The following is a 12,955-nucleotide window of genomic DNA, read 5'->3' as shown; positions in this document are numbered from 1 at the left end:
AGGCGCGTCCTACCCGATATGCGGTCGTGGCGGAATGGTAGACGCGCCAGCTTGAGGTGCTGGTAGGGGCAACCCTGTGGAAGTTCGAATCTTCTCGACCGCACCATCTCCCCGCCGTCCTGCACCTTGGCTGTTGCGCACCCCGCCGATACGTCGGACGAATGGCTGCCCGCGACAAAGTTAAGGATGCCGCCCCGCCATGGACGATGATTTCCGCAAGGCCGCGCTCGACTACCACCGGCTGCCGCGGCCCGGGAAGCTCAGCGTCGAGCCGACCAAGCGCATGGCGACGCAGCGCGACCTGGGCCTGGCCTACTCGCCCGGTGTCGCCGCGGCCTGCGAGGAGATTGCCAAGGACCCGGATGCGGCCTGGGATTATACCGCGCGCGGCAATCTGGTCGCCGTCATCACCAACGGCACCGCCGTGCTGGGGCTGGGGGCGATCGGCGCTCTGGCGTCGAAGCCGGTGATGGAGGGCAAGGCCGTCCTCTTCAAGAAGTTCGCCGGCATCGATTCCATCGACCTGGAAATCGAGCAGCGCGACCCGGCCAAGTTCATCGAGGCGGTGGCGTCGCTGGAACCCAGCTTCGGCGCCATCAACCTCGAGGACATCAAGGCCCCCGAGTGCTTCGAGATCGAGCGGGCGCTGCGGGCGCGGATGAACATCCCGGTGTTCCACGACGACCAGCACGGCACCGCCATCATCGTTGCGGCCGCGGTGCGCAACGGGCTGCTGCTGCAGGGCAAGAAGCTGTCCGAGGTGCGCGTCGTGAATACCGGCGGCGGCGCCGCTGCGATCGCATGCCTCGATTTGCTGGTGGCGATGGGCCTCGACCGCGCCAAGGTCACCATCTGCGACATCGATGGCGTGGTCTGGAAGGGCCGCCCGAACACCGATCCGTTCAAGGCGGCCTATGCGCAGGATACGGAGGCGCGGACGCTGGAGCAGGTGCTGCCGGGGGCGGATGTGTTCCTCGGCCTGTCGGCGCCGCGCATCCTGAAGGCCGAATGGCTGCCGATGCTGGCGCCACGGCCGCTGGTGCTGGCGCTGGCGAATCCGGAGCCGGAAATCCTGCCGGAGGCGGTGCGCGCGGTGCGGCCGGACGCGATCGTGGCGACGGGGCGGACCGACTACCCGAACCAGGTCAACAACGTCCTCTGCTTCCCCTTCATCTTCCGCGGTGCGCTGGATGCCGGCGCCACCACGATCAACGAGGAGATGAAGGTCGCCGCTGCCGATGCCATCGCGGCGCTGGCGCGGATGGAGGCGTCCGAGGTGGTGGCCGCGGCCTATGGCGGCGCGGCACCGACCTTCGGGCCGGACTACATCATCCCGAAGCCCTTCGACCCCCGGCTGATCCTGGAGATCGCTCCGGCCGTGGCGAAGGCCGCAATGGAGTCCGGCGTCGCGAAGCGCCCCATCGCCGACATGGCGAAGTACCGGCAGGAGTTGGAGCGCTTCGTCTTCCGCTCCGGCAATCTGATGCGCCCGGTCTTCGAGGCGGCGCGCAAGCGCCTGGCGCGCGTGGTGTACGCGGAAGGCGAGGATGAACGCACGCTGCGGGCCGTGCAGACCGTGCTGGACGAGGGTTTGGCCGAGCCGATCCTGATCGGGCGGCGCGACGTGATCTCCGCGAAGGCCGCCGGCATGGGCCTGCGGATGGATTTCTCGGAATCGGTGCGCGTGCTGGACCCGCAGGCGGATTCCGCGGTGTTCGGCCCGCTGGTGGAGCTGTACCAGCAGCGGGTGGGTCGCCGCGGCGTGCCGCCGGATGCGGCCGCGCGGCGCGTCGGCAATCGTCCCACCGTGGCAGCGGCGCTGCTGCTGGAGACCGGGCAGGTGGACGCCTGCCTCTGCGGCGGCACCGGCGATTGGATGAGCCACTGGCACCACGCCTTCGACGTCATCGGCAAGCGGCCGGAGGTGGCGCGGGTCTATGCACTGTCCGCGCTGATCGTGCCCAATGGCCATCTGTTCTTCGTCGATACCCACCTGACGGTGGACCCCACGGCAGCGCAGCTGGTCGACATGACGCTGCTGGCCGCCGAGCAGATCCGCGCCTTCGGCATCACGCCCAAGGCGGCGCTGCTGTCGCATTCCAGCTTTGGGGCCTCCGGCGCACCGTCTGCCCGCAAGATGCGGGAGGCGCTGCGGCTGCTGCGCCAGGCCTCGCCGGATTTCGAGGTGGATGGCGAGATGCACGCCGATGCCGCGCTGGCACCTGCGATCCGAGCCCGCGCGGTGGCGGACAGCGCGCTGACCGATGCGGCGAACCTACTGGTGATGCCGACGCTGGACGCGGCCAACATCAGCTTCAATCTGCTGAAGGCGGCGGGGGAGGGGTTGCAGGTCGGGCCCATGCTGCTCGGCATGTCGAAGCCCATCCATGTCCTGGTCCCGAGCGTGACCGCGCGCGGCATCGTCAACATGACGGCACTGGCGGCGGCGCAGGCGAATGGGATGCTGCCGGCGGTGTGACCCGGCGACCAAGGCGCGATCCACGCGTTGACCCTTCCGGACCGGGGAGTGCGGCGCGTGGGCTTGCTGACGAAAGACGATCTGCGCCGGCACTCGCCCGCCGCCTGGGTGAGCCTGGCGGCGCTGCTGGCCTGCGCCATCATCTTCTGGTTCATCGACCGGCGCGGCGCCGCCTATGGCACGCTGGCGGCGCTGGTCGGTTGCCTCGGGCTGATCCTGCCGCCGCGGGAACGCATGGCGCGGCTGCCGCAGCGGCTGCGGCGACTGCCGCGGGTGCTCGATGCCGCGCCGATCCTGGCCACGCTGGTGACCTGCCCCGGCTATGGCCTGAACTGGTTCTACGGCGCCAATCCCTACGACGAGATGGTCCACCTGGTGAACGGCGTCCTGGCCGGCGCCGTCTTCGCAGGGCTGCTGGAACACGATGGCCGCGATCGCGGGATGCGCCGGCGCGCCTGGCTCGGCCTCGGCTTCGGCCTGGCGCTGGCGGTGGCGTGGGAGGTGTTCGAATGGGCCACGGGGCTGATCGGCGGGCCATGGGATACGGCTTCCGACATCGTGCTGACCACCGCCGGCGTCGCGCTGGGTGCCGCCTGGGCCGGCCCGCTGCTGCTGTGGCGGGCGGGCCGCGCGAAACCCGCCGTGGTCCATTGAGCCGCCCGATGCGCGTTGCGACCTGGAATATCCACGGCACACGCGGGGCCGCCGGCTGGCCTCGGCCTGGGCGGATCCTGGACGTGCTGGCGGAAATCCGGCCGGATCTGATCGCGTTGCAGGAGGCGCAATCCTGGCTGCGGCCGGGAACCTCGATGCTGGACGAGGCGGCGCTGGCCGACCGGCTGGACCTGGTTCCGTTGTGCGTCGTGCCGGGACAGCAGGGCTATCGCGGCAACCTGCTGCTGGTGCGGCGCGACGCAATGCTGCGGCGCGGGCCGGTCGGGCTGCGGCTTGGCGGGGCGCAGCCGCGCGGCGCCATCCTGGCGGAGCTCGACCTCGGTGCTGGGCCAATCCGGGTGATCGGCACGCACCTCAGCCTCGGCGCGGGGCGGCGGCGGGAACAGGCGCGGCGGCTGCTGGCGGCGGCGATGGAGCCGCCGCCGCTGCCGGTGCTGGTGCTGGGCGACCTGAATGAGATCCGCGTGCAGGGCGCGGCGCTGGCGGTGCTGGCGCGAGGCTTCGGCGTGCCACCGGCGGCCCCGACCTTCCCGGCGCTGCGACCGACCCTGTCGCTGGACCGTATCTTGGCCTATCCGGCGGGCCTGATTTCGGAACTCGCAGTGCACGACACGCCGCTGGCCCGCCGGGCCTCGGACCACCTGCCCCTGATGGCGTGTATCCGACTGGGGGCGCCCTAGCGACGCGGCCCCGCCGGGGCCACATGGCAGCCATGACCAACCTGCCCGACAAGCCCGGTTCCGCCGTCGCGGCCTTCCTGAACAGGGTGGCCGCCATGCCAGCGGCCACGCCCGCGCGTGGTACCGTGGGACGCCTGATCTTTGCCATGGACGCCACCGCCAGCCGCCAGCCGAGCTGGGACCGGGCCTGCCACCTGCAGGCGGAGATGTTCCTGGCGGTGCGCGATATCGGCGGGCTGGCGGTGAGCCTCGCCTACTATCGCGGCTTCCAGGAATTCGCCGCGACGCCGTTCCTGACCCATGCCGAGGATCTGGCGCGCCGCATGGCGGGCGTCACCTGCCTCGGCGGCCAGACGCAGATCGGGCGCACCCTGAAGCATGCGCTGGCGGAGACGCAGCGGCAGCGGGTCAACGCCATGATCCTGGTCGGCGACGCCTTCGAGGAGGATGTGGATTCGGTCTGTCATGTCGCGGGCCAGCTCGGCCTGCGTGGGCTGCCGGTGTTCTGCTTCCAGGAAGGCGACAACCCAATCGCCCGCAGCGCCCTGCGCCAGGTGGCCAAGCTGTCGGGTGGCGCCTGGGCGCCGTTCGATTCCTCCAGCGCCACGGCGCTGCGCGACCTGCTGCGTGCCGTTGCCGTCTTTGCCGCGGGTGGCCGCCCGGCGCTGGCGCGGCTGCCGGGCACCGTGGCGCGCGGCATCGCCGGTCAGCTACCTGCGCCGCGGGGTGCCTGACGCATGGCCTGGCTCGCCCTCGGGGCTCTGGTGCTGGTGGCGCTGATCGGTCTGGGAAAGCTGTTCGCGGAGGCCAGCCCGGCGCAGGTGAAGCGGGCGATCGCCTGGTTCGCCGGCGGGCTGGGCGCCGTGCTGGTGGTGGCGCTGCTGGCGAGCGGGCGGGCCGGGCAGGCGTTCTGGGCGCTGGCACTGTTCGGCCCCGCCGCCTGGCGCATCATCCAGGCACGCCGCGCCGCCGGCACCTTCGCCCGTGGCGGCGCGGCCAGCGCCGGCCAGGCCTCCGACGTGGAAACCGCGCATCTGGCGATGGGGCTGGACCATGACAGTGGCCGGATGACCGGGCATGTGAAGGCCGGGAGCTATGCTGGTGCCGACCTCGCCGATCTCGACCTGCCGGACCTGCTGGCGCTGATGGCGGAACTCGCGTCGCTGGACCCGGAGGGGGCGACGCTGCTGGAGGCCTGGCTGGATCGCAGCCATCCGGACTGGCGCCACCAGGCGCCGCCACCGCCGCCTGGTGGCCCGATGAGCCGGGCGGAGGCGCTGGCCGTGCTTGGCCTAGCGGAAGGTGCAAGTCTGGATGAAATTCGTGCCGCGCATCGCCGGCTGATGCGCAGCGCCCATCCGGACCAGGGCGGTTCCGACTGGCTCGCCTCGCGGCTCAACGAAGCGCGGGACGTGCTCATTCCCTGACGGTGGACGCCCTTCGCCGGGCGTGGCATCCCTCAAATATAACCTTCCAGGGAATATCCCAGCCGTGCGCAAACCGCTCCGCAAGGCCGTCCTCCCCGTCGCCGGTCTCGGCACCCGCTTCCTGCCCGCCACCAAGCAGATGGCGAAGGAAATGCTGCCCGTCGTCGACAAGCCGCTGATCCAGTACGCGGTGGAGGAAGCCCGCGAGGCCGGTATCGAGCAGTTCTGCTTTGTCACCGGCCGCGGCAAGACCATGCTGGTCGACCAGTTCGACGTCGCCTACGAGCTGGAGCGCACACTGGTGGAGCGCAACAAGGCCAAGGAGCTGGCGATGCTGCACGCCCAGGCGCTGCCGCCGGGCTCCGTCGTCTCCACCCGCCAGCAGGTGCCGCTCGGCCTCGGCCACGCGATCTGGTGCGCGCGGGCCTTCGTCGGCGACGAGCCCTTCGCCATCCTGCTGCCGGACGACCTGATGCTGTGCGACGTGTCCTGCACGAAGCAGCTGGTCGACGCCTACAACCAGACCGGCGGCAACGTGGTGGCGATCGAGGAAGTGCCGATGGCGCGCGTCAGCAGCTACGGCGTGATCGACCCGGGCACCAGCAGCGGCAATCTGGTCGAGGTGAAGGGCCTGGTGGAGAAGCCGCCGGCCGACAAGGCGCCGTCCAACCTGACCGTCATCGGCCGCTACGTGCTGATGCCGGAGGTGATGGGCTTCCTGGCGAGCCAGGAGAAGGGCGCCGGCAACGAAATCCAGTTGACCGACAGCATGGCGAAGCTGATCGGAACCCAGCCGTTCCACGGCGTTCGCTACGCGGGTCGCCGCTTCGACTGCGGCGACAAGGCCGGCTACCTGGAAGCGCAGGTCGCCTTCGCGCTGTCCCGGCCGGACATGGCACCCGCCATGCAGGCCATCCTGAAGAAATACACGCAGTAGCGTTCAGGGCGCGGTGCGCCCGACCTTGCACAGTCCCTCCACTCTACCCTCTCCCCCTTCGGGGGAGAGGGCTTTGTCTTGCCGGAGACGCCATGACCGCCTTCAACCACCGTTTCGACCCGACCTCGTTGCGGGAATACGACATCCGGGGCGTCGTCGGGCAAACCCTCAGCCCTGAGGATGCCTTCGCCATCGGCCGCTGCTTCGGCAGCCTGGTCTCCCGCGCCGGCGGCACCAAGGTCGCGGTGGGCTATGACGGACGGCTGTCCTCGCCGGAGCTGGAGGCGCAGCTGGTCGCCGGCCTGCGCGCCTGCGGGATGGCGGTGGCACGGGTCGGCTGCGGGCCGACGCCGATGCTGTACTTCGCCTCCTACGCGCTGGAGGCCGATGGCGCCGTCATGGTGACCGGCAGCCACAACCCGCCGGACTACAACGGCTTCAAGATGATGCTCGGCGGCAAGCCGTTCTTCGGCGCGCAGATCCAGGAGATCGGGCGCATGGCGGCGGAAGGCGACGTGGTGCCCAACCTCGTCGGCACCGACGAGCAGGTGGATCTGTCCGAGCGGTATGTCGCGCGGATGATGCAGGATTGGGACGGCGGCGAGAGGGCGCTGAAGGTGGTCTGGGATCCGGGCAACGGGTCGGGGGCCGAGATCACCAAGCTGCTGATGGCCCAGCTTCCGGGCACCCACTACATCATCAACGGCAGCATCGACGGCACCTTCCCGGCGCACCATCCTGACCCGACCGTGGCGAAGAACCTGGAGCAGATCATCGAGGAGGTCGCCAAGCAGGGCGCCGACCTGGGCATCGCCTTCGACGGCGACGCGGACCGCATCGGCGTGGTGGACAATGAGGGCCACATCCTGTTCGGCGACCAGCTTCTGGTGATCCTGGCGCGCGACGTGCTGAAGTCGCACCCCGGCGGCACCATCATCGCCGACGTCAAGGCCAGCCAGGTACTGTTCGACGAGGTGGCCAAGGCCGGCGGCACGCCACTGATGTGGAAAACCGGGCACAGCCTCATCAAGTCCAAGATGGCCGAGACGAAAAGCCCGCTGGCCGGGGAGATGTCGGGCCACATCTTCTTCGCCGACAAGTGGTACGGTTTCGACGACGCGCCCTACGCCGCCGTGCGGCTCCTCGGCATCGTGGCCCGCATGTCCGGCACGCTGTCCGAGACCCGTGCCGCGCTGCCGCAGGTGATCAACACGCCGGAACTGCGCTTCGATTGCCCGGACACCCGCAAGTTTGGCGTGGTGGCGGAGGTGAAGCAGCGTCTCGCCGGCGAAGGCGCCAAGGTGCAGGACGTCGATGGCGTGCGCGTGCTGACCGAGGACGGCTGGTGGCTGCTGCGGGCATCGAACACCCAGGCGGTGCTGGTCGCGCGCGCGGAAGCCTCGAGCGAGGCGGGGCTGGACCGGCTGAAGGCGGACATCTCCCGCCAGTTGCAGGCTTCCGGACTGCCGGTGCCGGATTTCTCGGGTGCCAACGCGGGGCATTGATCCGGCGGGGCTGCCCGTCTTCGTCTATGGCAGCCTGCTGGACCCCGTGGTCCTCGCCAGGCAGTCCGGGCGACGTGGACTGATGCGGCTGGCGGTTCGCGCGGTGCTGCTGGGTTGGCGCCGTGTCGGGCTGCGTGGCACGGCCTTCCCGACCCTGGTGCGGGCGCGGGGCTGCCGGACCGATGGCGTGCTGCTACGGCTGTGCGGCGCCCCGATTCGTCGCCTGATCGCCTATGAAGGTGTCGCCTACCGGCTGCGGCGCGTCCGCGTCCGGACCGCCCAGGGGCCGCGATACGCGTGCGCCTGGATCGCGGCGGCGTCCCTCGCGGCACGACCAGGCGAAATTTTTCCGCACGCGCAATCGTGAGCGGATGCCGCCCGGAGTTGCCGCTGGCGTAAATTGGCGCTGCGTGCATGGTGGAACGCGGCGTAGCATCTCGCGTTCAGTTTACAGCGGCGATGTCGGATGGAGTTGAGGATGTCGGCAGTCATCAGGAAAGTGCTCGTCGTCGAAGACGAGGCGCTTGTCGCCATGTTGGTCGAGGATGCGCTCCTCGACGCCGGCTTCGAGGTGCTGGGCCCGGCCGCGACGGTGGAGGAAGCGTTGAGCTTGCTGGACCGCGAAAGGCCGGATGCGGTGGTTCTGGACCTGAACCTGGCAGGGGAGACCTCGACACCCGTTGCGGACCTGCTGGCGTCGCGCGGCATCCCCTATGTGATCGCGACGGGCTACGGCGCCTCCGGCCTGCCGCCGGGCCACCAGAAGGCGATGGTGCTGGCCAAGCCCTACGATCCGGGCGAACTGATTTCCATGCTTGGGCGGCTCTGCGCCGCCTGATCAGGTCGCGGCTGGCCAGCGTGGGGAGGGGGCATCGGCCAGCAGCCGGGACGGTTCCACGGCGGAGCGCTCCGCCGCCGGCAGGGCGGCGCGGCGGAACACCAGGGTGAACTCCGCGCCCATGTCGCTGCCATCGGGCGCGTTCGCGGCCAGGATATGCCCGCCCAGGCCACGCATGATGGTGCGGGAGATCGACAGGCCAAGCCCTGTGCCGAGGCCGGGCGGCTTGGTGGTGTAGAAGGGTTCGAACAGCTTCTCCAGCGTGTCCGAGGTCAGTCCCGGCCCGGAATCCAGCACCCGCAACGTCACGGTCTCCGGCGCGTCGCGGGTGCCGGCCTCCGCCTCGATCCGCAGGCGCCGGCGTTCCGCCGGGCGCTCCAGCAGCGCGTCGCGCGCGTTGAGCACCAGGTTCAGCAGCACCTGTTCCACCAGGATGATCTGGCCGATCACCGGCGGCAGCACATCCGGCAGGCGAAGCTGGACCTGGATGCCGGCATCGCGCAGCGCCTGGCCAGCGAGCACCATCATCCCCTGCACGGCAGCGCCGAGATCCACCGGCTCCAGCGCCGCGACATCGACGCGGGAGAAGGCGCGGAGCTGGGTCACGATCGCCTTGGCGCGGTCGGCCTGGGCCATGATGCGGCGTAGGCGGACCAGGGCTTCCTCAACCCCGTCCTCACCGGCCTCCAGCGCCTCCGCCGCATTCTCCGCGGCCAGCGACATGATGGCGATGGGCTGGTTCAATTCATGCGCCAGGCCAGCCGCCATCTCGCCAAGTGTGGCGAACTTGGCGGAGGTCGCGGCCTGCAGCGCCAGCTCGCGCTCGGCCGAGATATCCTCCAGCGCGCCCGAAACCTCGATGCCCTCCCGGCGGCGGTGGAGGACGCGCAGGGTCTCGCGCAGCCACATCCAGCCTCCGTCGGCGCGGCGGAAGCGGTATTCGGTGGTTGCGGTGGCCTCGCGCCGCAGCCGTTCCTCCAGCTCAGGCCCGACCGGCTGGCTGCCGGCATCCATGCCGCGTTGCCGCCAGCCGGGCCGCAGCGCGGCTTCCGCCGACCAGCCGGTCAGGCGCTCGATACCCGCGCCGATCCGGGTCAGGCGCATGCCGCCATCAGGGTGCAGCAGGCCGCGATAGCCAACCGCCGGCAGCAATTCCTCGGCCGGCTGGGCGCCCGGCAGGGGCAGGCGCCGGGTGAGCGGCACGCCGAGTGCGACGACGCTCAGCAGGAAGGCGGAGAGGAAGCCAAGCCATCCTGCCTCGGTCGCGGGTCGCAGCAGCAGGTCCGGGTCGTAGGCTGCCACAACCAGCAGGTCCTGCGCCACCGGCGCGGTGGCCAGGGCCAGTGCCGGGAGGCCTTCGCCGGCGGGATGCAGTACCGGCGCGCCGGGGCGCGGCGGCGCTGGCCAGGCGGCGGGCGCCGCGCGGCCCGGGCCGCCGGTCTGGGCCAGGGGCGTGCCATCCGGGCGCAGCAGGGCCAGCCGCAGCCCGGGCAGCAGCGTGGCATCCGACAGGGCGAGGTCCAGCCGCCGCGGGTCGAGCGCCACCACGGCGACACCGGCAAAGCCGCCGCGCGCATCCGCAAGCGGGCGGCTGACCAGCAGGCTGCGGGGCCCGCCCGGCAGGTCGAGCAGCGCCGGCGTCACCAGCATCTCGCCCCGCCCGGACTGATGCTGCGTGAAGGCGGGGCGCTCGGCGAGGGATCGTCCGAGCAGCGTTGGGTGGCTCGACCACAGGACGAGCCCGGCGGCATCAGTGACCGCCGCGAATTGCAGGCCGTCGCGCCCCAGCCGTCCGGCCAGTGCGGCGTCCAGCCCCACCGTCCGGCCCTGGCCGGGCGACCGGGCCTCGGCGAGTACGGCCATGGCGGCCTCGACCGGTGCGCCGGCCAGTCTCTGCGCGGTCATTGCGGCGCGGGACGCGGTGGCAAGTGCCTCGCGCGTTGCATCCCCGGTGCGCTGGGTGGCGAACCAGGCCGCGCCGGTCCAGGCCAGGGCGGAGACCAGCACGCCGCCGAGCAGCGCGACCCGGCCGCGTCCTCCGGCGGTCTGCGGGTCTGCGGGGGCCGTCCGGTCGCGGGTGATGGAACAGGGCCTTTCGCCGGAGCAGGATCCTGCCGCGCGCTCCGCGCCGCGCGAACCCGCCGATTCGTTCCGCAGAATAGGCGAAGTGCGCCGCCACCGCATCGCCCCAGCATTCAGGAAGTTGCGCTGAGCGTTGCTGGATTGCGGCAGACGTTCAGGCCTCGGCGCGTTCCAGGGCGCCAAGCCGCGCGGCGAGGTCATCCTCCCGGCATAGCATCACGCCTATCAGGCCAGCGCCGACCACGCGCTTGAAGCGGTCGCCCAGAGGCACGCCGTCGCCGCAGTCGAAATCCACGGCGAGGCCGCCGGGGCCGGCTTCCGCCTGCAACACGCAGCGCACCACCTCGCCCGGGTCGAGTGTCAGGCCGCGCCAAGCCTCGGCGCGGGCGCCGCGGGCGCGCAGTCGCAGGGGCAGGGCGCGGGGCGGGCCGCGCAGCTCCAGCACCACGCGCATCGGCGTGCCGGCCAGCACATCGCAGGGCAAGGCGAGGGTGGCGACGCCGTCGCGCATCCATACGCCCCATTCCTCCTGCCACCACCAGGCCAACCCCTCCCGCACCCGTTCCGCCCAGGCCATGGCCGGGGAGGGCACACCATCGCCGCGCCAGCCCATCGGCAGGTGCCGGCCGAGCGGCAGGTGGTCGGGTGCGTGGGGTTCCGGCGCGGGCGCGGTCAGGGCGGCCATCACCTCACGCGCCGCATCCGGCCAGTCGCGGCGGGCGGCGGCGCGGTCGATGCGGGCTTCGAGGGCGGCGCGATGGGCGGGATCGGACAGCAGGGCGTCGAGCTTTTCGACCAGGTCGGGCTCGTCCTGGGGGGCGAAGAACACCGCGCCGGGCGCGCCTGATTCCAACAGGCCGGAGTGCGCCGGCACCACGGCCAGCTTTCCGGCCGCGAGGCTTTCACTGACCGGAAGGCCCCAGCCCTCGTGGAAGGAGTTGTAGACGGTGAACAGGCAGCGCGCGTAGAGGCCGGCCAGCGCCAGATCGGACACGCCGGATTGCACGGTGACCTTGCGGCGGAGGTCGGGTGAGCCTTCCAGCAGCGCCAGCGCCGCGTCCGCGCGCCAGCCGGGACGCCCGACGCAGACCAGGCGCGGCACATTGGCGGCGCCGCGGCGGCGGATCAGCGCCAGCCAGGCCTGGAACACCATCAGGTGATTCTTCCGGGATTCCAGCGTGGCGACGAACAGCACGAAGGACTCGCCGGGGCGCGGCGCCGGCAGCGCATCGGCGGCCGTGGCGGCGGCGACGGGGGAGGCACTGGCTTCGGCCGCGAGGCGCACGAGTCCGGCCGGGGCAGGCTTCGCGAGTGGTGCGGCAAATCGGGAATAGTCGGCGATAGTGGCGCGCGAATTGGCCAGGATGCCATCGGCGTGCAGGGACAGCGCGGCGAACCAGCGAGCATACAGGCGCACCGTCAGGTCCAGGCAGTGTTCCGGCATGGCCAGCGGCACGCAGTCATGCACGAAGGCGACGTAGCGCAGCGGCGTAAGGGCACGCTGCATGCGAAGTCCCCGAAAGTATTCCTGCACGCCCCAGGCATTGCCAAGCGAGGCCAGGGTGCAGCCGGCCAGGAAGGGCGCATCCGGGCGGCTGTCCGGCGCCACCAGCGTGGTGGTTGCGTCCTGCCAAGCCGGATCATCCTCCCGCCCGCCGATCCGCGCGAGCGACAGCACACGGCGGAAGGCGGCCTCATCCACATGCCACCAGCGCCAGGTGGAGCCCTCGAAGCCGACCAGGATCAGGTTCGCGGGGCGGCCGGGCGCGGCGAGGATGGCGCCGAGGATGCCCATCTGCACGCGCTGGATGCCGGTGGGGGTGCGGGCGGCGCGCAGGTAGTCCAGCAGGTCCGTGACATCGAAGGCGATCTGCGCCGGCGGGCCGCTCGGGCGCGGCAGGGCTGGCCGCATCGGGCCATCCGGTGGTGGCTGCGTGCGGTGGCGCAGCAAGGCCACGACATGGCGCAGCGTCGCGCTCTCCGGCGCCAGGGACAGCGCGCGGGCGAGTGCCACCGAAGCCTCCCCGCCACGGCCGAGGCTGCGCAGCACGTGGCCGGCCTGCAGCATCGGGTCGGGATCGTCGGGTGCGAGTTCGGCGGCGCGGCGATAGTGTGGCAGCGCGCCTTCGAGGTCGCCCTGTTCCTTGCGGGTGTGGCCGAGCTGGACGTGGATCTGCCAGTGGCGCGGACGCTCCGCCAGGTACTCGCGATAGGCGGCTTCGGCCTCCGGCCAGTTCCGCGCATCGCGCAGCGCGTCGGCACGGGCGCGGATGGCGTTCGGGCTGACGGGTTCGGGCGTCTCGGGCGGCGGCTCGTCTTCCATGCGGAAGCT

At 71.4% G+C, this 12,955-nt stretch carries 11 protein-coding genes and 1 tRNA gene; 10 read left to right on the top strand and 2 right to left on the bottom strand.

Annotated elements, in window-relative coordinates:
• The first annotated feature begins 20 nt into the window (after positions 1–20).
• The 10 genes from ACLF3G_RS01420 (at position 21) to ACLF3G_RS01375 (ending at position 8,541) form a co-directional block, all read left to right on the top strand.
• Positions 21–106 (top strand) — tRNA-Leu (locus ACLF3G_RS01420).
• 93 nt (positions 107–199) lie between these two features.
• Complete coding sequence (locus ACLF3G_RS01415; protein WP_430667528.1) at positions 200–2,479, top strand: NADP-dependent malic enzyme; 2,280 nt, start codon at positions 200–202, stop codon at positions 2,477–2,479.
• Between the two features lie 63 nt (positions 2,480–2,542).
• Positions 2,543–3,133: a hypothetical protein gene (locus tag ACLF3G_RS01410; protein WP_430667527.1), complete on the top strand. Its 591-nt coding sequence runs from the start codon at positions 2,543–2,545 to the stop codon at positions 3,131–3,133.
• An 8-nt stretch (positions 3,134–3,141) separates the two neighbouring features.
• On the top strand, positions 3,142–3,834 hold the full coding sequence (locus ACLF3G_RS01405; protein ID WP_430667526.1) for an endonuclease/exonuclease/phosphatase family protein: 693 nt from the start codon (positions 3,142–3,144) through the stop codon (positions 3,832–3,834).
• A 32-nt stretch (positions 3,835–3,866) separates the two neighbouring features.
• Positions 3,867–4,568, top strand: a complete 702-nt coding sequence (locus ACLF3G_RS01400) for a VWA domain-containing protein (protein ID WP_430667525.1) — start codon at positions 3,867–3,869, stop codon at positions 4,566–4,568.
• A gap of 3 nt (positions 4,569–4,571) precedes the next feature.
• On the top strand, positions 4,572–5,261 hold the full coding sequence (locus ACLF3G_RS01395; RefSeq protein ID WP_430667524.1) for a hypothetical protein: 690 nt from the start codon (positions 4,572–4,574) through the stop codon (positions 5,259–5,261).
• A gap of 64 nt (positions 5,262–5,325) precedes the next feature.
• Complete coding sequence (locus ACLF3G_RS01390) at positions 5,326–6,198, top strand: UTP--glucose-1-phosphate uridylyltransferase (RefSeq protein WP_430667523.1); 873 nt, start codon at positions 5,326–5,328, stop codon at positions 6,196–6,198.
• A 92-nt stretch (positions 6,199–6,290) separates the two neighbouring features.
• Positions 6,291–7,703 (top strand): phosphoglucomutase/phosphomannomutase PgmG, encoded by a 1,413-nt coding sequence (pgmG, locus tag ACLF3G_RS01385; protein ID WP_430667522.1) that lies wholly within the window; start codon positions 6,291–6,293, stop codon positions 7,701–7,703.
• Entirely contained in the window at positions 7,684–8,070 is a 387-nt protein-coding gene (locus tag ACLF3G_RS01380) for a gamma-glutamylcyclotransferase family protein (RefSeq protein WP_430667521.1), read from the top strand. Before pgmG ends, ACLF3G_RS01380 begins: the two co-directional genes overlap by 20 nt.
• A gap of 111 nt (positions 8,071–8,181) precedes the next feature.
• A complete protein-coding gene (locus ACLF3G_RS01375; protein WP_430667520.1) occupies positions 8,182–8,541 on the top strand; it encodes a response regulator in 360 nt (119 codons plus the stop codon).
• Here the strand turns inward: ACLF3G_RS01375 and ACLF3G_RS01370 are convergent, their stop codons facing one another.
• Together ACLF3G_RS01370 and ACLF3G_RS01365 are read right to left on the bottom strand one after the other, a co-directional pair.
• Positions 8,542–10,725 (bottom strand): ATP-binding protein, encoded by a 2,184-nt coding sequence (locus tag ACLF3G_RS01370; RefSeq protein WP_430667519.1) that lies wholly within the window; start codon positions 10,723–10,725, stop codon positions 8,542–8,544.
• Positions 10,726–10,777: 52 nt separating this feature from the next.
• Positions 10,778–12,946: a glycosyltransferase gene (locus ACLF3G_RS01365; protein WP_430667518.1), complete on the bottom strand. Its 2,169-nt coding sequence runs from the start codon at positions 12,944–12,946 to the stop codon at positions 10,778–10,780.
• Positions 12,947–12,955 lie beyond the last annotated feature (9 nt).

Origin of the sequence: Falsiroseomonas sp. HC035, assembly GCF_050563525.1 — a bacterium.
GTDB lineage: Bacteria > Pseudomonadota > Alphaproteobacteria > Acetobacterales > Acetobacteraceae > Falsiroseomonas.
This window is presented reverse-complemented; position numbering and strand designations above follow the sequence as displayed.